The organism is Microcoleus sp. B7-D4 (genome assembly GCF_036705125.1).
Classification (GTDB): Bacteria; Cyanobacteriota; Cyanobacteriia; order Cyanobacteriales; family Microcoleaceae; genus Microcoleus.
On record NZ_JAUBTT010000119.1, the window covers coordinates 1 to 21,727 of the forward strand.

At 46.1% G+C, this 21,727-nt stretch carries 15 protein-coding genes; 13 read left to right on the forward strand and 2 right to left on the reverse strand.

The features are described from left to right. Positions 1–284: 284 nt before the first annotated feature. Entirely contained in the window at positions 285–2,501 is a 2,217-nt protein-coding gene (locus tag QUB12_RS32370) for a polysaccharide biosynthesis tyrosine autokinase (protein WP_333310330.1), read from the forward strand. A 20-nt stretch (positions 2,502–2,521) separates the two neighbouring features. On the opposite strand, the gene QUB12_RS32375 is transcribed toward QUB12_RS32370, so the two are convergent. Continuing rightward, positions 2,522–5,929: a PAS domain S-box protein gene (locus tag QUB12_RS32375; RefSeq protein ID WP_333310332.1), complete on the reverse strand. Its 3,408-nt coding sequence runs from the start codon at positions 5,927–5,929 to the stop codon at positions 2,522–2,524. Positions 5,930–6,555: 626 nt separating this feature from the next. Between QUB12_RS32375 and QUB12_RS32380 the strand changes: the two genes are divergently transcribed. The 7 genes from QUB12_RS32380 (at position 6,556) to QUB12_RS32410 (ending at position 13,830) form a co-directional block, all read left to right on the forward strand. After that, on the forward strand, positions 6,556–7,530 hold the full coding sequence (locus QUB12_RS32380) for a LysR family transcriptional regulator (protein WP_333143383.1): 975 nt from the start codon (positions 6,556–6,558) through the stop codon (positions 7,528–7,530). A gap of 217 nt (positions 7,531–7,747) precedes the next feature. After that, entirely contained in the window at positions 7,748–8,818 is a 1,071-nt protein-coding gene (locus QUB12_RS32385; RefSeq protein WP_333143384.1) for an anthranilate phosphoribosyltransferase family protein, read from the forward strand. Between the two features lie 156 nt (positions 8,819–8,974). Further along, entirely contained in the window at positions 8,975–9,580 is a 606-nt protein-coding gene (locus QUB12_RS32390; protein ID WP_333143385.1) for a molybdenum cofactor guanylyltransferase, read from the forward strand. 154 nt (positions 9,581–9,734) lie between these two features. Beyond that, complete coding sequence (locus QUB12_RS32395; RefSeq protein WP_333143386.1) at positions 9,735–10,910, forward strand: aminotransferase class V-fold PLP-dependent enzyme; 1,176 nt, start codon at positions 9,735–9,737, stop codon at positions 10,908–10,910. A gap of 585 nt (positions 10,911–11,495) precedes the next feature. Next, entirely contained in the window at positions 11,496–11,843 is a 348-nt protein-coding gene (locus QUB12_RS32400; RefSeq protein WP_333143387.1) for a DUF6717 family protein, read from the forward strand. Between the two features lie 14 nt (positions 11,844–11,857). Further along, positions 11,858–13,207 carry an LCP family protein gene (locus QUB12_RS32405; protein ID WP_333143388.1) on the forward strand — a complete coding sequence of 450 codons (1,350 nt, stop codon included), beginning with the start codon at positions 11,858–11,860 and terminating at the stop codon, positions 13,205–13,207. 113 nt (positions 13,208–13,320) lie between these two features. Continuing rightward, positions 13,321–13,830, forward strand: coding sequence for a pentapeptide repeat-containing protein (locus QUB12_RS32410; RefSeq protein WP_333143389.1), 510 nt, complete (start codon positions 13,321–13,323; stop codon positions 13,828–13,830). A 127-nt stretch (positions 13,831–13,957) separates the two neighbouring features. Here QUB12_RS32410 and QUB12_RS32415 read toward each other — a convergent pair whose 3' ends face one another. Beyond that, complete coding sequence (locus tag QUB12_RS32415; RefSeq protein WP_333310334.1) at positions 13,958–15,211, reverse strand: S-layer homology domain-containing protein; 1,254 nt, start codon at positions 15,209–15,211, stop codon at positions 13,958–13,960. A gap of 537 nt (positions 15,212–15,748) precedes the next feature. On the opposite strand from QUB12_RS32415, the gene QUB12_RS32420 reads away from it, so the two are divergent. From QUB12_RS32420 to QUB12_RS32440, 5 genes are all read left to right on the forward strand, one after another. Beyond that, entirely contained in the window at positions 15,749–15,964 is a 216-nt protein-coding gene (locus tag QUB12_RS32420) for a hypothetical protein (protein ID WP_333310336.1), read from the forward strand. Between the two features lie 301 nt (positions 15,965–16,265). Beyond that, on the forward strand, positions 16,266–16,973 hold the full coding sequence (locus tag QUB12_RS32425; protein WP_333310338.1) for a hypothetical protein: 708 nt from the start codon (positions 16,266–16,268) through the stop codon (positions 16,971–16,973). 201 nt (positions 16,974–17,174) lie between these two features. Then, entirely contained in the window at positions 17,175–17,726 is a 552-nt protein-coding gene (locus QUB12_RS32430) for a hypothetical protein (protein WP_333310340.1), read from the forward strand. Between the two features lie 35 nt (positions 17,727–17,761). Next, a complete protein-coding gene (locus QUB12_RS32435) occupies positions 17,762–18,616 on the forward strand; it encodes a fimbria/pilus periplasmic chaperone (protein ID WP_333310341.1) in 855 nt (284 codons plus the stop codon). Positions 18,617–18,722: 106 nt separating this feature from the next. Beyond that, positions 18,723–21,410: a carboxypeptidase-like regulatory domain-containing protein gene (locus QUB12_RS32440; protein WP_333310343.1), complete on the forward strand. Its 2,688-nt coding sequence runs from the start codon at positions 18,723–18,725 to the stop codon at positions 21,408–21,410. Positions 21,411–21,727 lie beyond the last annotated feature (317 nt).

Sequence of the window (21,727 nt, forward strand, 5' to 3'; positions counted from 1 at the left end):
TCTCAGAAAAGCAATCCCAAATGCGTTCAGCTTTCTTGATAGGGAGCTGCGTAGTTGGGCCAATGCGGGTTAATCCGTTCAAAGTAAAAGTGAAAGGGGAGGGGCTTGAAGCCTCCCATGTCTATAAATGACTATACTTTTGCCAGCTATTGCTACCCGATATGAGAAATTGGCTGGAAATTATACAGCCATGATTACGCTCGCCTTTGTCTGTTGTGGTTATAGTTTAAAAACACGCCCTAGGGTGTTAGAGTTTACAAAAAATCATTTTTCTGGAGTAACAGATGGAATCAACTGAAAGTGGTATCGGATTTCCGGAATACTGGCAGATTCTCAAGCGCCGGTGGCTGCCAGCCTTAGCTGTATTTGCCTCGGTTGTGGCACTCACCACCTACGCCACGCTGAAGGAAAAAGCAGTTTATGAAGCAGAAGGAAAGCTGTTATTTAAGAAAACAACTGCTGGCTCTGCTTTAACAGAATTGGGAAAAGAAATCGGACAGTTGACTCCGGCGGCGGAGCAAAGTAACCCTCTGACTACCGAGATCGAACTGATTCGTTCTCTAGAAAATGTTGAAAAAACGATAAATAGGCTTCAGTTAAAAGACGAAACAAATAATCCTGTGAAAACAAAAGAGGTTTTAAAGAAACTGACAGTAGCTACTATTCGGGGAGCTGATATCCTAACGGTTTCATACAAAGACAAAAACCCAAAAGTAGCAGCCGATGTCGTAAAAACTTTGATGAATTTTTATATAGATAACAATCAAAAAGTGAATCGCCTAGAAGCTGTGTCTGTTCGACAGTTTATTGAAAAAAAACTGCCTAATTCCGACCAAGCTATGCGGAAAGCAGCGGCCGAATTGAGCAAATTTAAAGAAGAAAATAAAGTTGTAAATCTTGAAGAAGAAGCTAGCTCAGCAGTAAGAGTTATGGCGGGACTAGAAAGTCAAATCGACCAAGCTAAGTCGGATTTGCTCAAGGCACGTGCTCAGTCTAAAGCATTTGAAGACGAATTACAAATGAATCCCCAGCAAGCATTGACCGCCAGCACTCTCAGCCAATCTAGCACTGTGCAGGAAGCTCTGAGAGAGTACAAACAAATAGAGCGTCAGTTAGCAATTGAGCAAAATCGCTACCAGGACAATTCGCCTATAATCACTAGGTTAGAAACTAAGAAAGCTACGATGAAAGCTTTACTAGACCAACAAATACAACAAGTTTTAGGCGGGCAACAGCCGTTGCAAAATCAAAGTTTACAGATAGGAGATGTGAAACCAAAACTGATCGAAGAATTTATCAAGGTAGATGTAGAACGCCAGGGTTTGGCTGAGCGAGTTACTATTCTCTCAAATGCTCTAGCTGCTTACAAGCAGCGGGTAAAAGTTTTGCCGAAGCTAGAGAAGGAAAAGCGGGAACTAGAAAGAAAACTCCAAGAAGCCGAAGCTGATTATCAGGAATTGCAAAAAAAACTCCAGGAAATTCGGATTACAGAAAATCAGCAAGTCGGGAATGCTCGGATTATCCAAAAGCCGAGTGTTCCTGAAGAACCAGTGCGTTCTCGCAAGTCTTTATTGCTGGTATCTGGCGGCTTGTTGGGAACTCTGCTGGCTATAGCTGCGGCGCTGCTTTTAGAATCTCAAGATAAGTCTGTCAAAACTATTGAAGAGGCGAGGGAATTATTTGGGTTTACTTTGTTGGGGGTGATTCCTTTGCATAGAAAGTCTGAAAAAAATCCTCGGCGCAATTCCTGGCGACTTAAGTCTGCTTCGCAGGATTTAGAACAATCTCCCCGACAGATTGTTGTTAGAGATACTCCTCATACTGCGAGCAGTGCTGCTTACCGAATGCTTCAGGCAAATCTGAGGTTCCTGAGTTCTGATAAAGAGCTGAAAGTCATTGTTGTCAGTAGTTCGCTACCGCAAGAAGGCAAGTCTACTGTATCGGCTAATTTGGCTGTAGCTATAGCTCAATTAGGACGGAAGGTTTTGCTGGTAGATGCGGATATGCACTGTCCTGTTCAACATCGGATTTGGGATCTTCCCAATCAAGTAGGCTTGAGCAATGTGATAGTTGGACAAGCTGGGTTTGGGGATGCGATCGCCCAAGTCATGGATAATTTAGATGTGCTCACTTGCGGGGTAATTCCGCCTAATCCAATGGCTCTCTTGGATTCACAGCGGATCACTTTATTGATTAAGCAATTTTCGGCTACTTATGATGCAGTGATTATTGATGCTCCTTCTCTGAATGTTGCTGCTGATGCTCTGATTCTCGGGAATAAAGCAGATGGGATTTTATTGGTTGTGCGACCTGGAGTTCTTCATTCTGGTACTGTGGCTTTTGCGAAGGAGCTATTGAAGAAATCAAGCCAACACGTTCTGGGCTTAGTGGTAAATGGAGTAAGTCCTAAAAACGAACCGCACAGCCATTACTATTTTACCAATGAATCTTACGCTCAAGAGCAGAGTCCTGGCATCAATAAAATAACGAATAACCAGTAACCAATAACAAAAGTTAACAGTTAACTGTTGACTTTTGTTATTGGCAGCCGCACTCCGAAAGTCGAGCCGAGTCCTTCCCCAGGACTTTCGGCCCAGACACTGCCACCGTGGAGTTCCACGAGATGACGGACGATCGCCAATCCCAGTCCCAGCCCGCCGTAATTGCGTGTAGAAGTGCTGTCAGCTTGGCGGAAGCGATCGAACACAAACGGCAAAAACTCCTTGCTGATGCCAATTCCCGTATCTCTGACAACGATCGAAACAGAGTGAACCGGAGACGGCCCAGACAAGATGGCGCCACCCGCTGTTCCCGGTTCCCCATCCTCCGAGAGCGTGATTTCCACGCGACCCGACGGCGGCGTAAACTTAATAGCATTCGAGAGCAAATTAGACACCACCTGCTGCAAACGAGTAGCATCGCCCCTCACCGAGCTCACCCCTTCGCCACAAAAACTCACCAATTCAATTCCCCTAGCTTCAGCCTCAAGGCTCAGCGCCTTCACCGCCGTTTCTACAATCCGTGCCAAATCCACCGGGAACAGCTTCAAACACACTTTGCCGCTGACAATCCGGGAAACGTCGAGCAAATCCTCAATCATCTGAGTCTGCAACCGCGCGTTTCGCTCAATAGTCTCCAAACCGACAGCCGTTTTTTCAGCACTCATCTGGCGCTGCCGCAGCATCTGCGCCCAACCCAAAATCGCGTTCAGAGGCGTCCGCAACTCGTGAGAAAGCGTTCCCAAAAACTGGTCTTTAATTCGGTTGGCCTCCGCTGCTTCCCGGTAAAGCCGCGCATTGTCGATCGCCACCGCCGCATCCCGCGCCAAATCCTCCAGCAAAACTAAATCGCTCTCCCTGCAGCGGCGGCCCGACTCCCCGCACAGCAACGAAATCGCTCCCAGCGTCCGCCCGCGAGCGATCAGTGGCACGCAGATTGCCGACAGCACCTGGGAGTGGGCTCGCAGCACCAACTGCAGTTCCCTGTCGGGCACAACCGCCTCGATCACCCATTCCGGTATTTCGGCGTAAAGCTTCGACTCCCCAGTCCGCAGCACCTTTGCTACTCCGTGCCGTCCCTGGGGGTCTAGCGGCATACGCCGATCGATTTGCCACAGCAGAGCGACTTTGCTCGGATCTGAATGAGCAACTGCGTGCAAGCGGATCGAGCCGTCGGCCTCGACCAAATGCACGCAGCACCAATCCCCCAGCGCCGGTACTGTTAAATCTGCCAAACCTTGCAGCGCCTCCTCGTAATCCAGGGAAGCCGACGACAGCACAGCCAAAGCTTGAGCGCGAAAATAGGCTGTTTGGGTCGCTCGCTGGCGATCGTCAATATCCGTACAAGTCCCGAACCACTTGATAATTTTCCCCTCAGCATCCCGCACGGGCAATGCCCTGCCCAGATGCCAGCGGTAAGCCCCGTCAGATGCCCGTTTAAAGCGGTATTCCACCTCGTAAGTCCTCCCCGTCTCCACGGAGGTATTCCAGCGTTCTAGGCAGTTTTCCACGTCATCTGGATGCAAAACTGGCTGCCACCCCCAGCCTTGAGTTTCCTCCAGCGTCAAGCCGGTATATTCAAACCAGCGCTGGTTGTAGTAGTCGAGCCAGCCGTCGGGTCTGGCAGTCCAAACTATTTGCGGGATGGCTTCAGCGAGGACGCGGTACAACTGTTCGCTGGCTTCGGCGTGGCGACGGGCGGCCTGTTCCCGCGCCAATGCCCAATTCCGCTGTTCTTCGGCCTCTTTGCGAGCGGTGATGTCGCTAATCACGCCGATCCATTTGCAGGGATTACCTTGTTTGTCAAGCACTGCTTTGCCCCGATCGATCCAATGGAGCAAGCCACCCCCCTGGCACTGAACGCGGTATTCCTGAAAAAATGGGGCGGCAGAACTGTCTGGGGCACTCAAATACCGATCGACTGCGGCTAAAACTCGATCGCGGTCGATCGGGTGCAAGATACTGTTCCAAGCTGCTCTTGTCCTCGGAAATCCGCCTTTTGCGTACTCCAAATGTTCGTCAACGTGACCGAACCACAGCACGATCCCGGTTTCGATATCCCATTCGTAAATTAAATCACTGGCACTTTCTGCAGCAATCCGAAACCGCTCTTCAGACTGTCGCAGCACTTCCAGAAATTTAAAGCGTTCCGTCACGTCCAAAACCAGAGACAGCACCGATACCAACTGTCCCGAATCGCTGTAAAAAGCCGAATTGTACCATTCGCAGTGTACCAACGAACCCGACTTATTATAATTGCTGTTGCGAACTACATTGCAGCGATTTTCTGGTTTTTTTAAACTATAAATTGCCGATTCTACCTCTGATAAATCGCCCTTTGAAATAAAGTCCCAGTCGCTAAAATGCTTGCCTAAAACTTCTATCTTTTCCCATCCAAAAATCTTCTGTGCCGCCGGCGACCACCCGCTGAGACGAAAGTTTTCATCCCACTCAATCACCGCTAGGGGCGTATTTTCAAAATGAGAAGTGAGTTTTTGCAGCGCCTCGCGCAGGGATGCTTCTACTTGCTTTCGCCCAGTAATATCGCTAAAAGAAATAGCAATGCCGTCTCCCAATTTAACGGTCATAATCCGAAACCAGGCGACAATGCCTTCGTTGTTATAATAAATCTCGGTATCGAGGGGAATTCCTGTTTCTACAACTTGCACGTAACTGTCGAATAAATTGTTATCTTTATGGCCCGGCAGCACTTGCAGCAATCGCTTGCCGATTAATTCTTCAGGAGTACGGTGTTGCATTTTGGCCGCTGCGGGATTGACGTATTCCCATTCAAAATCCACAATTGTGGATTCGTCGCGGATGCTGCGGAATACGTTAAATCCGTCTAGAGATAATTCCTGAAAAACGCGGAAGCGTTCTTCGCTTTCTTGCAGCTTGCCTACAGTGTCAAGCAGGAGATCCTCGACTCGCTCGCGCTGCGTTATTTCTGCAAGCAATTGCTGGTTAATTTGCTGGAGTTCGGTTGTGAGGGAGGGGAGGGAATTTTTAATAGCAGATTCGGCTTGCAGTCGATCGACCTTTTGGGTTCCCAGCGCCGTATTTCCTGGTGAAAAGGCTGCCCCAGCCAAAGCCAACACTTGAGGAACCCAGGGTATCAGGGATGCTACAGCCCACAAAGAGATGATAGCGGTTAAGGCTGCGATCGAACTTGACAGCCAGTAGCTGGGATGCACCAGCATCCAAACTTGCATCAAGTGAGTTGTCCCGCCGCAGAAAAACCAGGCTCCCAATAGGAGAAAGCCCTTGCTCAAAGGCACGTCTCGCTGCTTCCGGGCATAGTATGTCAGAAGTGCTGGAATTGAATAATAAGCCAAGGCAATTAACACATCGCTGACGGCGTGCAGTCCCATCAACTGGGGTTGCCACTGGCAACAGCCATCTTGGGGAATAAAATTGTGGTTAAATGACATAATCTTAATAAATGCTTAATAAATGGCAGCATTTCGGCTTTCCTGTGCGATCGATCCTAGTTGCACTTGTGTTGCTGACCCGCTAATTTCTAGTTTATACACAAAAAAACCTAAAACAAGAGTAACTTTAGTCTGGGGAGCAAAGTTCACAGTAGGTTTTAACCTGCCTACAATATTCGTACATTTATTGAGAGGTTTAGGGAGAGTCAGATACTATAATTCCCAAGGAGGTACGAAATTCAATGCTATATTTTGAATTCACAACTTACTAAAAAACAGAGCAATCGAGCGCACTTGAGGAAGGGATTACTAAAGTGCCGTTCATTGAAACGGTTTAGCTAGAAGCTTGCAATATTCGATAAATTCATCTTTATGGAATCTATTTTTTGAGAAGTTTGCCGATTCAGAAATCCCTTCAACATAATAGGAGAATCGACCTCTACTTGGAGGCTCAGAAATCCTGCCGGAGCAGATTGATGCTTGGAGCGTAGCATCCCCGCCTCTGGCCCCGGAATCAAAACTAATCTGTACCTGTATCAAAGTCTACTAAATTCTGCTACTAAATCGGTTAATGTCACAGATTATCTTCCAGTAAAATTTCTGAAACCATCTCGAATTAAACATCCATGCGCTTAGAGCAGCTTCAAGCATTTCTTTCAGTTGCTGAAACTGGTAGCTTTCAGCAAGCGGCCCGGAAGTGTGGCGTTACCCAATCGACTATTAGCCGCCAAGTGCAGGGATTAGAAGCGGAAGTGGGTTTGTCGCTGTTTCACCGCACGGCCCACGCGAAACTGACTGTGGGAGGGGAATGCCTACTGCCTCACGCTCGCAAAATCTGTCAGACTTGGCAAAATGCTGCTGAAGAATTGGGAGACTTACGGGCGGGAAAGCAGCCGGAACTTTGCGTGGCTGCGATTCACTCGGTTTGCGCTGCTTATTTGCCACCTGTGCTGCAAAAGTTTTGCCGCGACTATCCAGACGTACAATTGCGGGTGACTGCCCTCGGTAGCGATCGAGCTCTGAAAGTCCTCAAAGATGGTTTGGTGGACATAGCGGTGGTGATGAACAACCGCTATTTTACTCAAGCCCCGGAAATGTTGGTTGAGGTGCTCTACAATGAGCCGATCGAGGTGTTGATGGCGGCGGGTCATCCCCTGGCCCAGTACGATCGAGTACCTTGGCCGGAATTGATTTGTTACCCGCAAGTGGTGTTTAAGGACGGGTACGGAATGCAGCGGATGGTGCAAGAACAATTTGGACGCATCGGTGCTAAACTTCATGCTGTTTTGGAACTCAACACTCTTGATGCTTTTCGGGGTGTGGTGCGACAGGGAGAGTTGATTGCTTTACTGCCGCATTCAGCTTTGGTGGACGCCAAGGGCGATCGCACTTTAGCAATTCGGTCGATCGCCCCAGATCGGTCAAATTCCAAGGTTTCGACGATCGGTCAATTGGCAGCAGAGCCCACTTGGACTCGCGAAGTGGTGTTGGTGACAACTCACGATCGAATGCAAATTCCGCCGATCGCCCATTTCTGGAATCTGGTACGCGAATTTGTGCCGCCATGTGATGTAATCAAGCTAGAAAAATCAGGGAGTTAATACCATTTTAGATTTTAGATTTTAGATTTTAGATTGGGAATGACTGATGAAATAATGGTTTGGATATTTCCAACAATTGCCTTCTTTTTGGGAACTGGTATAATTCGATAATTTTGAATTGAATTTTGGGAATTTTAAATTTAAAACGGTTCAAATATTACCAATTACTAACTACCAATTACTAACTACCAACTACCCATTACTAACTTCACAAGTTATGAGTGACGCATTTAGAGAATTGCTGCGAAAAATTGGCAGCGGAGTACACACAGGAGACAACTTAACTCGCTCCGAAGCAGCAGCAGCCACGCGGATGATGCTGCTGGGAGAAGCAACACCGGCTCAAATCGGAGCTTTTATGATTTCCCACCGCATTAAACGGCCCACTGGGGAAGAATTAGCCGGAATGCTCGATGCTTATGAACAATTGGGGCCCCTTCTTGCCCCCCCAAACCGAGAAAAAGGGTTTTCCGTCTCTACCGTCGCCGTGTTTGGCGTTGCTTACGACGGGCGATCGCGCACGGCTCCAATTAGCCCAATAACCGCCCTAATTTTAGCCGCATCTGGCGTCCCAACCATCATGCACGGGGGCGATACCATGCCAACCAAGGAAGGCATCCCCCTGATGGAAATTTGGCGCGGTTTGGGAGTGAATTGGGGAAAACTGAGTTTAGAAAAAGTCCAGCAAGTTTTTGACAATACGGGTTTGGGTTTTGTTTATCTTCCCAAGCATTTTCCTCAAGCCGCCGCTTTAGTTCCCTACCGCCGCGAAATTGGTAAACGGCCACCTTTTTCGACAATGGAGTTGATGTGGTGTCCCTGTGCTGGCGACGTTAACGTTATATCGGGTTATGTCCACCCGCCGACAGAAGGTATGTTTCAAAAAGCCTTTGAGCTGCGGGGAATCAAAAATTATACCACCGTCAAGGGATTGGAGGGAAGCTGCGATTTGCCGCGCGATCGTACTGCGATTATCGGCATTGCTAAGCCGGACGCTGAGTTTGAACGAGTGCTTTTAGCCCACGGAGATTACGGTTTTAGCAGCACAAATCCGGCCTTGGAATCAACCTCTGAGTTATTAAAACAAATGCAGGAAGTGTTGCTGGGAAAACCCTCGGAATTGATGCAGTCAGCTATCTGGAACGGCGGCTTTTATCTGTGGCGCAGCGGAGTTTGTTTGGATATGAGTTCGGGTTTAATTGAGGCAGAAACTTTATTGAGTAGCGGTCAAGTCGTGCAAAAACTTGAGGAAGTTAGCCAAGCCGTTAGTGTTTTGAGTTTAGAATGACAGTTGACAGTTGACAGTTGACAGTTAACTACTGACTACTGACTACTAGACATCTCCAATAATTGTGGAACAGGCATCTTGCCTGTTCAAAACAGACAATTCTTGCGATAACTAATGACTAATGACTAATGACTAATGACTAATGACTAATGACTAATGACCAATCATAAAATTGCCGTAATTGTGCTTGCAGGCGGTCAAAGTTCGCGGATGGGTAGGGATAAAGCTCTACTGGAAATAGAGGGGAAATCCCTCTTGCAGCGGGCGTTGGAAGTTGCCGCAGTTGTAACCCCCGAAGTTTATGTTCTGACTGCTTGGCCCGATCGCTATCGATCGACCTTAACCGAAACATCCCAATTTCTGGTAGAGTACAATCCGGGCTCCGGGCCCTTGGTTGCATTGACTCAGGGATTGAAAGAAATAGCCGCCGAGTGGATTTTACTGTTAGCTTGCGATTTGCCTTTGTTGGATGCCCAGATTATTCTGAAGTGGGCGAGTCAGTTAACAGAATTTCCCCCATCAACTTTAGCAGTTGTGCCTTATCAAAATTCGCGCTGGGAGCCTTTGTGTGGCTTCTACCGCCAAAAAGCTCTGCCCAGCTTGCAAAGTTTTATTGACAAAGGGGGACGTTCCTTTCAAGTGTGGTTAAATCAAATCTCCGCAATCCCTCTACCTGTAGGGGAACGAGAAGCAGTAATGTTATCGAATTGCAATACATTAGAAGAGTTTGAGCAATTAAAAGGTAAAATGGTTAACGGTTGACAGTTGACAGTTGACAGTTGACAGTTGACAGTTGACAGTTGACAGTTGACAGTTGACAGTTGACAGTTGACAGTTGACTGACTAATGACTAATGACTACTGACTAATGACTACTGACTACTGACTACTGACTACTGACTACTGACTAATTACTAATGATTAACCAATATTGGTTGCTCGATCGCGATATAACTTTCCTCAATCACGGCTCTTTTGGGGCTTGTCCGATTCCCGTACTCGAAGCGCAAACCGCTTTTCGGGAACAACTGGAAAGAGAACCTTTGCGCTTTTTAATGCGGGAATTTGAACCATTGTTGGATAATGCCAGAAATCAGTTAGCAGCATTTATTGGTGCGGCTGACGAGGACTTGGCGTTTGTGCCGAATGCGACGACGGGAGTAAATGCTGTTTTGCGATCGCTCTGTTTTTCTCCGGGCGACGAATTGCTCACTACAAATCAGGAATACAACGCTTGCCGGAACACACTTAATTTTGTAGCCGAGCGTACAGGCGCTAAAGTAATAGTAGCAGAAGTCCCCTTTCCCATTGAGTCACCCGACCAAATTATTGAAGCAATAATTAAGTGCGTTTCACCGCAAACAAAGTTAGCTTTATTAGACCACGTTGTGAGTCAAACTGGTTTAATCTTTCCCATCAAACAGTTAGTGGGCGAGTTAGCTAACCGTGGCGTGGATGTATTGGTAGACGGAGCTCACGCGCCGGGAATGGTAGCACTGAATTTAGATGAAATTGGCGCGGCTTATTATACGGGAAATTGCCACAAGTGGCTGTGCGCGCCGAAAGGTGCGGGCTTTCTGTACGTGCGGCGCGACAAGCAAGATGCCATTCGGCCAACTACAATCAGTCACGGTGCTAATTCGCCGCGCGCTGATAAATCGCGCTTTCAATTAGAATTTGACTGGATGGGAACAGTCGATCCGAGTCCCTATTTGTGCGTACCTGTGGCTATTGATTTTATGGGTTCTTTGTTGAGTGGCGGCTGGCCGGAATTGAGGGCAAAGAATCATGCTTTAGCATTGGCGGGGAGAAAAATATTGGCGGACAAATTAGATTTGCCGCTGCCTTGTCCTGATGAAATGGTGGGTTCGATGGCTGTTGTGCCACTGGCAGACGGCCAGTCTGATGAGGTTGCAAAGGGAGGAATTCCACCTTTGCAAGAGGCGCTGTGGGAGATTTTTAAAATTGAAGTTCCGGTGATTCCTTGGCCGGATGCTAGTAAGCAGTTGGTGAGGATTTCGGCTCAGTTATACAATACTTTGCCGCAGTATCAATATTTGGCTAAGGCGCTGGTTGAGCTGACGAGAATTTGAGTAGGAGCTTCCCGAAAATAAACATAACACCCAACTACAAACCTTTAAATGTTTGTAGTTAGGGTGTCCGTCCTCATAGTTTGGGAGAATACAGACTATTCGTCATTACTACAAAGGTAATAAGGGTTATAAAACTAGGCACAATTAAAAGAAAACATCCTGCAATAAATCACCCTTAAGCGTCTTTGATTTTGCTACCATTTACCGAAACTAAAAAAACTAAAAAAACAGCTCTAAAGCCCGAACTGCCTAGACTTCACCAATCCGCCCAACCCAAACAAAGTTTGTAAATAACCCGCAAGATTTCCTAAGTTAAAACAGGGTTGTCAAATCGGATAGTGAACAATTTCCGCGCCACAGAATATAATGCAATACGCTTGGGTTAAAACTGTTTATTCCTCGGAGATTCCTTGCAGCATCCCCCTGGTTGTTGGGGAGTAGGGGTTGACTTTGAGCAAGTTCTTGTTCCCCCCTTTTTAAGGGGGGTTAGGGGGGATCGGCCTTAACTAAACGGTATTAGAATATAATGTATCCAAACTTGCATTTTTGCAGACAAAACAAAGGAAATGAAAAGAGGAAAATACCATGTCCAATGCCATGATGGTAATTTACCCCTATCGCGAACAGTACACCTGGGTTTTTGACGACGAGCGAGTCGGACTTGTCCGAGAACCATTTGTTCAGGGCGTCCCCGAAATGATTAACGCGCTTGTCGCAGACATTCCCAATGCCGCTCAAGGTTTCCGACTTTTATTTTCAGCCAATCCATTTCCCGGATATCAAGCAGAAATGCTGTGGTTGAAAGCAGAATACGGCGGTAACTGGTATCGGTGGGAATCGAAAAATCTCGAAGGCTGGCTGTGTCCGGCTATGTTGAAATACTTTTCCGAAGCACCGCCCAAGTTTTACTGCAAAGCTGAAAAACTGCAATAACCAACAGCAAGTCAATGAAAAACTTGTCAATTTTTAAAAGAGACTTTGTTACACCAGTCGTTCAAACATCTCGAAAAAAGCCTAAATTCTTCCTCTATATAGTGGGGCTATTTTTCTTAGTTTTCACAGCCGCCATCTCGGCAACATTGGGGGCAATTACTGCCCTGTTAGCTCCCGTGGAACCGCCAATTATCAATAGAGTATTAGAGGCGACTGGCTTTGACTATCTATCCTCCAACCGCTCAGGATACCGCCTCTCGCGGCCAGTTAATATCTTGATATTGGGAATTGACCGCGTGCCGGAAGCTGCAGCCAATGGCCCTAAGATATTTAACGGTCGCAGCGATACAATACTCTTATTGCACCTCGATCCTAGAGATAAATCTATTAGTTTGCTTTCAGTCCCGCGAGATACTAAAGTCGAAGTTCCCGGAATTAGCTTCAGCAAAATTAGCGAAGCCAATGCTAGAGGAGGAGCAGCTTTGGCGACGCGATTGGTTAGCAGTATGCTGAACAATACGACAATTGAACGATACGTGCGAGTCAGCAGCAATGCGTTTCGGGAATTAGTCGATTTGTTAGGCGGAGTTGAGGTATTTGTACCTCGCCCAATGTCCTATACAGATACCGCCCAAAAGTTAAAAATAAACTTAGGTCAGGGATGGCAAACTCTCAACGGAGAACAAGCAGAACAATTTGCTCGATTTCGCAACGACGGTTTAGGAGATATCGGCCGCATTCAGCGGCAGCAATCTTTAATTCAAGCTATTCGCGATCGCCTCGCAAGTCCATCAGTATTGGTACGCTTGCCACAAATTGTTCGATTGATGCAAAAATATGTGGATACAAACCTAAGTTATGAGGAAATATTGACGCTGGCCAATTTCGGTTTGCAATTGGAGCGAGATAATTTTAAAATGGTAATGTTGCCTGGACGATCGAGTTCAGAAACAGGGGATTTGAGGAGTTATTGGATTGTAGATGCGATCGGGCGCGATCGCATTATGACACAATACTTGAACCTGGGCGTGCCGGATTTTCAACAAGGACGAATTCGCAATCCCAGCGACTCCCTGTTGCCCAAAAACCTCAAAATAGCTGTCCAAAATGCTTCTAGCAAACCGACAACCGCAAAAACCGTTGCTGAATTTCTCCGAAAAAAGGGCTTTTTTAATGTATCTGTAGTGCAGGATTCGCCCCAGAAGCAGCGTCAAAGTCAAATTATTGTTCAGCAAGGAGATTTAGAGGCAGCCAATCTACTGCGAAAAGAGTTAGGCGGCGGTAAAATTGAAGCATCTTCTACGGGTGAAATCAATTCTGACTTGACGCTTCGCGTCGGCGAAGATTGGGTAAAACGATTTTAATTAGTCATTAGTCATTAGTCATTAGTCATTAGTCATTAGTCATTAGTCAGCAGTCAACAGTCAACAGTCAACAGTCAACAGTCAACTATGCCCAATTCCCCATTCCCATCATCATGAAAAGTGTTTTCCGAATTTTCCTGAGCCTGGTTTTAAGTTTAGTGTTGGCTGTTGGGTGGGTGCTGCTGAGTGCTACTCCGGCATTTGCCTTGCCGAAAACAAGTATTAATTACACAAATATTAATTTGTCCGATCGCGATTTTTCCAACTCGGATTTAGCGGGCGGAACATTTGTCGCTGCTGAAATGCGGGGAACAAATTTTCAAGGTGCTGATTTAACTAATGCGATTTTGACTAAGGGAGTTTTGCTGAATGCCAACTTGTCAGGTGCCAACCTCTCCGGTGCTTTGGCAGATAGAGTTACATTCGACGGCGCTAATTTGATGAATGCTAATTTTACCGAGGCAATTATGACTCGAACTCGGTTTTTTGATGCTGCAATTTCCGGCGCTGATTTTACTGACGCGATTATCGACGCTTATCAAGTGAGTATCCTGTGCGAGAAAGCAGATGGGGTCAATCCCGTGACGGGAGTTTCTACCCGCGAAAGTTTGGGATGTCCGTAGAAATTTACAAGTAAAAAAAATCCTGAGTAATTGTTTGATTAGATGCACCTGTAGCGAGGTAAAATACACAAATTAAAGCCCCTCTCCTGCAAGGCGAGGGGTTTGAGGAAATTTCCAAGTATCGGCTCTATCGAGCGCTACAAATGTCTGTGCTGGCAGTACCAACTACCAAATCGGAATTCAACAGCAAATCTAAATCGGTGTCGGGATTAACAGCATACAAATCGACTTTATCTCTACCCAAAAATACCCCGATCAAAGTCCCGATTCCCGCACCGCCGAGCACCTCTTCTGTCGCGATCGCCCGATCGCCCGTAACACCTGCAATCGCCGCCGCTGCTGCTGCACCCAAGGCCGTATTCTTAACCAGATTACCAACATTAACGCCCTTGGTAACAGTTTCTTTCCTAGTAATCAGTTGCGAAGTGGCATTGAGAGGCACTCTGCTGCCGTTGAGTATACTTAATTCTTGAGCCACAAACTGAACGCCCGAAGCAGTCGATCGCAATTCGCCACTAATTTTCGAGCCTTCGGGTATCAGCACTTGACCATTATTGCCCGTGATATCCGCAGCTACAGTCAGCGTAATTGGAGACTTGTCATTGGGGCTGAGCAAAATCTTGCCTTTTGCATACTCGATTGGGATAGTCACCCCCCTGGGAATTTGCACAGCAACAGACTCGCTAACATCAATCTTGGCAATGTAAGGAGAATTAATTGCTCTTGCTTGATTGGTACTGACTAATGTTTGATAGATAAAAGCAGCTACTTCAGCTCGTGTTGCTGACTTGTTCGGCTTGAGAGATTTAGGATTGGGATAGCTGACAACTAACTGTTTTTCAGTAGCAGCAGCAACGCTTTTGACAGCATAACTTTGAATCTCACCCGCATCATTATAGTAACTGAGAACATCTTGAAAATCGCACCTAGGCTCATAGCCCATTCCGTTATTTAAAGCGACTACAACTTGAACGCGAGGAATCTGCTGTGTCGGCCTAAAAACATTGCCGGGATAGCCAGACATCCATCCCATTTCGTAAGCTTCGGCGATCGCCCCGCTTGCCCAAAAATTAGATGGAACATCGGCAAACCTTACAGCAGCGCGGGTTTTTGCCTTTTTCACCGAACGCACCATTGCCGCGAATTCAGCCCGCGTTACCGGTGCATCCGGGCGAAAACTGCCATCGGGAAATCCTTTGATAATGCCTCTTTCTGACAAATCTTGAATAAAATCTTTTGCCCAGTAGTTATTATTAACATCCGAAAAAGCTGTCTGAGCAAAAGAAGGCGCGGGAGCTAGCATCGGCGCTGCGGTTGCTGCAACTGTTCCCAAGGTTAATAACACAGATGTACCGGATTTGATGCGATGTAATACAGACATTTTTTGATTCTCCAATTTACACAATTTTTTTATTGATGAAAAGTAAGCTTTTGATAGGCTGATTTATTTCTGCCCAACTAGCTTTTTCCCTCAGTTATGTAATCATTGTTGAATATTTTAATTTTTTGAGGAGGGAAGATAGGGTCTTTTAAAATAAATATTTTGATGCTTCTTTGGGAATTTTAAAATGCTTAAATTCTTTAAAATCCTTATGTTGCTTATCTCCCTTATCTACCTTGTCTCTGCAATAAACAGGATTTAGGGACCAATACTCCGGACAGTTTTTGAGACAGAGGCTGAAACCCTCATTCTACCGTTAGCATTTGACCTCACTGAGAAGGCTGAAACTCGCATTCTGCCGTTAGTGATTAAAAACTGTCCGGACTATTGTTTCTGATACCACAGATTACCCCGCAGTTCCCAACAATCGAGCGCTGCCTTGTAAGCAGGGGATACCCTTTGCATTTGCTCATTCGTAACAAGTTAAGCTTGTATGGCAGTTGTCAAGGGGGTTTGAGAAGATGTATCAAAGAAATATTGGTCCAGGCCACGCTCGCCCAATTATTTGTCAATTATATCGTTCGATCGTACCAACGCTCGCCATCGATCGTGCGCTCCCCGACGCTGCCGTGCGCTGGCGGTGCAACTATTATCTCGCGCCCGCCATTATTATCTCGCGTCCACCATTATTATCGATCGTCCGTCACTGTTATCGATCGCAGTGCCACGCCAATCGAGACCACAACTTATTAATAATGATAATCGCTGTTGGTGGGAGAGTCCGCCGTAAGCGGACTCTCCCACCCTTACCCCTTATTTGATTATCATTATTATTTAATTATTATGCCAAAAGGAGTATTGACAAAATCTACTCGCTTTTAAGTTTTTACCAATTGCCCTTGCTTAAGTCAGCCTTTGGCTCTATACTGGTTATCATAAGTAACCACACCAAATTAATTACATAAAGACTCCTTGCTAGGCAAGGGTTTCAGTAGAAATATTGTGTAATTAATTCGGAACTACTACTTAGTCACTCAAACTACTGTATTAAACTATGCCATCTCTATCTTCTTCTCTATCTTCTTCTCTATCTTCTTCTCTATCTTCTTCTCTCAAAAATCTTTTTTCTGCACCTGCCGTCACTTCAACTCCTGCCCACGTTGCACGGAAGAAAACCTGGAAATTATTGAGCTGCTTAGCGCTGGGAGCAACTCCCGCCGCCTTAGTGAGTACCCTATTCTCGTCACCCGTACTGGCGCAGAGCCGGAGCGCCAACATCGACGTGCAGGTGGGTGTACCCCCTGTGCTTCAGCTTCAGACTTGGAGGAACATTAATCTGACTTTAACTCCTGCCCAGATGCTAGGTAACACCCAAGCAGCAGGCGCATTACTCGTGCAAGAAGGTACGACAACTGGAAGTGACGCTTTAACGGCCACTGCACCAGCAGGTGCTACTGCGGTAAACGTACCCATTAGCCAACTTTACTATGTTTGGACAACTAGCCCTAAGGGAGCTACTGTCAACGTTGCTGTAGGATCTCTGACTGGCGGTACGTTGTCCAATACAGTCACGCCGTCCGATACTATGACCATGACTGTGACAGGGGGGGCTACAGCCGATACTGGAGGGAAACCTACTGGTATGGGTAACAACAACCAATTGACTGGAACAGCTATCCTCACCTTCGATCTAACGAATGCTAAGACAGCGGGAACTTATACTGGCGGGGTAATCACAATTACAGCTATCAATCCGCCGTAGAGATTTCCATGCAAACTGAGCTGGGAAGAGAGGATAAAAACCAGCTCATTTGTACAAAGCTTTTACGCTAGCAATATCGGTGCTAACTCTGCCGATATTGCTCTCTTTACTGTTCGCACTTTCAGTAACTAAAGATAGAATAGTCATAAAGCCGAGGAAAGCTCTGGCTATTTTGAGATGAAAGAGGGCAGGTATAATCTTATGAAAAAGCTCAACTCACTAAATGTAAAATGGCAAACTTGTCTGGCTGCAATGGTCGCTGCTGGCTATTTTCAGGCAAATGCTTTAGCTATGCCCCCATCCTCTCGGCAAGATGAACCTTATCGTTTATTAGTTGAGCAGAAATTAGTCTTACCAGCCATTAGCCAATCAGAATTTTTATTAAGTCCAACCGTTCAACAATTTTCTACGAGAGAGCAAATGTTGAGGGCAGCTCCTCAAATTAACACTCAGTTAATTCGCTCGCTTCCTTCTCTTTGGCAAATGCGCGTACCCGCAAATCGGCCGCTACAATCTGTCTCTGTTAGCTATGACTTAATCGCAGCAAACGGCCGCAGCAATTCCCTCAGCAATCCCGAACATCCCAACTCGGAAATTAAGGTGGCCTTACAGGCTTTGCCGCCGATTCGAGTATCCCGCGAAAATAATTTTGATATTATTGAGGGAGGAGTGGAGTTGAGATTGAACTTAGAGCGAGCTGAAGTTGCAGGAGCATACCAAGGAACTTTAAGAATTACGGTACAAGTTCCTTAAAAACTACTACAAACTAATTAGAGAAAATGCGCTATTTGAATAAAAAATTGTTCTGGGCAATAGCTACAGTATTGGGAGCGATCACGATTGGAAGCGGTGTCGGAGTCGCTGGCAATTTTGCCGTGAGTCCGCCCCGGCTAGAGTTCAAGATTGAGTCTTCAGGAAAAAACGAAGCCATTCGGTTAATCAATGCTGATTCCGAACCGCTAGAAATTCAAGTCTCCACCTCTAACTGGGTGCAAGATGAAAACAATCAAGTGCAAATCGTTGATTCTACAGAGCAATCCCTAGATCGCTGGCTGTTAATTAATCCATTGCGCTTTACAATTCCTCCCGGAAAAGCGCAAACAGTCCGCATTGCAGTGCGCCCCCGCGTCAAACCAGAAGAGGGGGAACACCGAGCGATGATTTTCTTTGAGGAAGTTCCCTCTGCTAAGAATAAATCGAGTGCTGCGATCGTTGTTGGTCGATTGGGAGTCGCAGTCTACGGCTATGCCGGTAATATTAAAAGAATTGGTGTATTAAATTCTGTGCAAGTGGAAGATAAAGGTAATCCAGTTACAGCTATTTTTGATATATCCAGTCAAGGAAATTCTCACATTCGGATGGCGGGAGAGTATGCAATTTGGTCGGCTGAAAAATATCCGGGCGCGGCCGCAACAAAACCCATCCCCAATGTCGCCACAAAAGATGTAAAATTACCCGATGGAGTCTGGGAAGCAAGCGGTTTACCAACGCTCCCAATTTTGCCCAACAACCGCCGCAAACTTCCCCTGAACACCACCAAAAAGCTTCCTCCCGGCAAGTACGTTTTGGATATTAACGGCGATCTGAGCGGCAAGCCGATAGATGAGGGAATTCCTTTTACTATTGCTCCTAGCGCCCAATAGCTAAGGATTGACAATTGAAAGCTTGTGTTTTTATTCGCTAGATTTCAACTTTAGCGAATAAGTTTCCTTGCTAAATTGTATTAATGAAGGCTAGCAAGGACTCTATATGTTATCCCTAATTCTCTCTCTGACGCCTCCTATTTTATTTCAGAAATCAGAGGCGATTAAGACTGTCAAGCAGCTAGAAAAATTTTCAAATTCGCAGCAGCAACCTGCCACCTTTAACAGCAATAACAGCTTATTGGTACAACAGGAAAATGCCCCTAGTAATGAAGTTAAGATACTGCCCGAAACGTTATTAGTAGGGGTCGTTATTCGAGGCAAAGAAGTCGGCAATCTAGAAGTTTTAAGAAATGAGAATACCTTTCTCATTCCTCTCGATGATTTTGCTAAATTAACTGGGATAACTGTAAAAATTGCTGCTAACGGCAGCATCGAAATTAGCACGCCTTTAGGCACGACGAAACTAGAGCCGAGCGATTACCAAACTATTAACGGTCTCATTTACCTGACCGATACGCTCATTGCAGACAAATTAGCCACACCGATTGAGTTTGATGCTTCAGAAGTTGCTCTGATGATCGATTTACCTTGGCAGCCGAATGCTAGGTCAGCTTCGCAGCAAACCGAGCTTAAAGCTGAGATCCGCCCTCCCCAAACCAGCTTTTCTAGCGTCAGACAAAACCTGGATTTATCTCAAAATGGTAATAGTAGTTCTCTGCTCAGTTCTACAGTCTTGGGAGGGAGGCTTGGAGGTGGAAGTTGGCGTATCCGTGCAGATAACAATTTTCAGGATCAACAAACACTCACTGAATACTTTTGGTATAAGCGGGAAGGCGAAGTTCGCTATCAAGTAGGCAGACAGCAGATTGGACTGCATCCCCTGCTGTCAAATCTGGATATGACAGGGGCACAAATCGCCTATACCAACCTTCCACCTGGGCGTTTTTATGAAACCAGTCAGGGAACTGAACTTTTGCCTAGGCGAGCGGCACCACTGCGGACATTTCGGGGCCAAGCTCCTCCTGGGAGTTTTGTGCAACTGCGAGTTGATGGTACTGTTGTTGCCCAGCAACAGGTAGGGCTGAATGGAGAATACCAATTTTTAAATGTTAATTTATCTGCTACAGTCAACCAAATCGATTTTTTAATTTATAATCGGAATAATTTTAATTCCCCTGCTGAAATCCGCCAGCTAAGAATCGGTACTTCTGATCTATTGCTGCCCGCAGGTAGGTTTGTTCACTTGGCTGGGGCGGGAGTTAGTGGCAACTTATTCGATAGCGTGAATATAGGCAGAGTCAATTCTGAACCAGCCAGTCAGCCAACTGCTTTTTATCAGTTTAGGCAAGGCTTATCTGAGAATTTTACAGTGGAAACTGGGGTGCAAAATGCGCCGGATAGTCGTAACGAAGGCGGTTCTAGATTGCAAGCAGAAGCAGGTTTTATTTGGCAAGTTGCTAACCCGCTCACTTTAGCTGCTTCTGTGGGCACCTCGAATGGAAAAACAGCGTACACTTCAGAGTTACAGGCTCAGCTTCCGTCCTGGCAGTTCTTCGCCACCTCTCAATTTTTTCCAGCCAGCTACCTGTCTAGCAATCAAGAAAGGAGCCGATTTGACCACAGTGCGAACCTGAGTTATAGAGTAAGCGATCGCTTGACTTTGGGCTTAATTGGCCGCAGTCGCCAGGATGAAACAAATTCTGCTCAATACCTGGCACCCGTTTTTAACTGGCGTCCTATGCAAAGCCTTTATTTAAGTGGCAGGCCCGATCTAGATGGTCGTTATGTATTGGATGCGTTCTACCAGCTTAATAACGCCGTTAGGCTGTCTGCCAATGTAACGGGCGATCGCAGATTGGTAGATGTTGCTTATAGTTTGAGTTTACAAGATCAACTCTCCTTAAGTGCGGAATTTGGCGGGAATCTTTCCACTCGCTACCGTGCGATTTATAGTTATACTCCTTCCAGCCTTAATCGCCTCAGTTATCGCTTAGGCATTGTCACTGAAGAAGCTGGATCTGTGAAACCGATTATTGGTGCGAGTTTGCCTGTATTTTCTGGTGTACTGCTTCGGGCTGAGTATCAAGGTTTGCCCGGTAGAAGTTCATTTCAAAGCTTTAACGATCAACAATTAATTGTGAGTTTAGTTGCAGGTTTTACTGTTGATCAAGGCAGATTTATTCCAGCTCAAAATAGTGCTATCGGTCAAAACCGGGGTCAAATTACTGGTCGCATTCAGATCGAAGGGGGGAGCAATTTGCCGGGTTTAAAATTAGAGGGTGTTGAAATTGAGGTCAGTCGCGATAATCTCCTTACGCGCACTAAAACTGATTCCCAAGGGAATTTTTTGATCGGCAATTTACCTGAAGGTGTTTATCTTGTTGAATTAGACCCAGAGCAATTACCTTTTGCCTTAGTTCCTGTGAAAACCACTTATACCGCCGAGGTTGCGGCTGGTGCGATTACCAGTTTATATTTTACGGTCAGGCCAGAATTTGGGTTAGCAGGACGAGTTCTGGATGCAAATGGCAAATCGGTGGCCGGTATCAAAGTTGAGTTGCTCAATGCCACAGGCGAAGTTATCAAAACTACTGCCACCGATCAGTTTGGCTTGTATCGGATTGATGGTGTCCCCATCGGCAGTTATACACTAAGGATAGCACCTCAAAATTTACCAAATTCCTCCTTAAGTTTACCCACGCGAACGTTAGAAATACGTGATGATTTTTTATTTGATCAAGACCTGCAATTGCCTAATTCTGGAGGTGGCAGTTCCATTCGTAACCAGTGAGAGTTATTAAATGAGTCCATCTATAAACAATAGTCCGCACACTTTTTATATAGCCCAATGGCTTATTCTCGCTTGACTTCGCAGCCCCTGTGGATAATTAAATCAATGTCAGCTCCACCCCAGACTTGCATTTAATTCGACTTTTTTATGATCCTTGCCCCGCGTAAGCTTGTAATATCGTTCCAAAAACTGTCTGGAGTATTGAGGGACAAAGCCGTTTGATATTAGTTAACTATATTAAGGATCGCGAATTAAATAACTTACAATTTTAATTGTTATTGTGGGATGGGCGTCCCGCCCGTCCAAAAAGGACGGGC

Coding starts and splice junctions, on each gene's coding strand:
- QUB12_RS32405 (WP_333143388.1), top strand. CDS start 11,858: ATGAAAAACTTGTCAATTTTTAAAAGAGACTTTGTTACACCAGTCGTT.
- QUB12_RS32395 (WP_333143386.1), top strand. CDS start 9,735: ATGATTAACCAATATTGGTTGCTCGATCGCGATATAACTTTCCTCAAT.
- QUB12_RS32380 (WP_333143383.1), top strand. CDS start 6,556: ATGCGCTTAGAGCAGCTTCAAGCATTTCTTTCAGTTGCTGAAACTGGT.
- QUB12_RS32390 (WP_333143385.1), top strand. CDS start 8,975: ATGACCAATCATAAAATTGCCGTAATTGTGCTTGCAGGCGGTCAAAGT.
- QUB12_RS32410 (WP_333143389.1), top strand. CDS start 13,321: ATGAAAAGTGTTTTCCGAATTTTCCTGAGCCTGGTTTTAAGTTTAGTG.
- QUB12_RS32430 (WP_333310340.1), top strand. CDS start 17,175: ATGAAAAAGCTCAACTCACTAAATGTAAAATGGCAAACTTGTCTGGCT.
- QUB12_RS32440 (WP_333310343.1), top strand. CDS start 18,723: ATGTTATCCCTAATTCTCTCTCTGACGCCTCCTATTTTATTTCAGAAA.
- QUB12_RS32415 (WP_333310334.1), bottom strand. CDS start 15,211: ATGTCTGTATTACATCGCATCAAATCCGGTACATCTGTGTTATTAACC.
- QUB12_RS32400 (WP_333143387.1), top strand. CDS start 11,496: ATGTCCAATGCCATGATGGTAATTTACCCCTATCGCGAACAGTACACC.
- QUB12_RS32375 (WP_333310332.1), bottom strand. CDS start 5,929: ATGTCATTTAACCACAATTTTATTCCCCAAGATGGCTGTTGCCAGTGG.
- QUB12_RS32370 (WP_333310330.1), top strand. CDS start 285: ATGGAATCAACTGAAAGTGGTATCGGATTTCCGGAATACTGGCAGATT.
- QUB12_RS32385 (WP_333143384.1), top strand. CDS start 7,748: ATGAGTGACGCATTTAGAGAATTGCTGCGAAAAATTGGCAGCGGAGTA.
- QUB12_RS32425 (WP_333310338.1), top strand. CDS start 16,266: ATGCCATCTCTATCTTCTTCTCTATCTTCTTCTCTATCTTCTTCTCTA.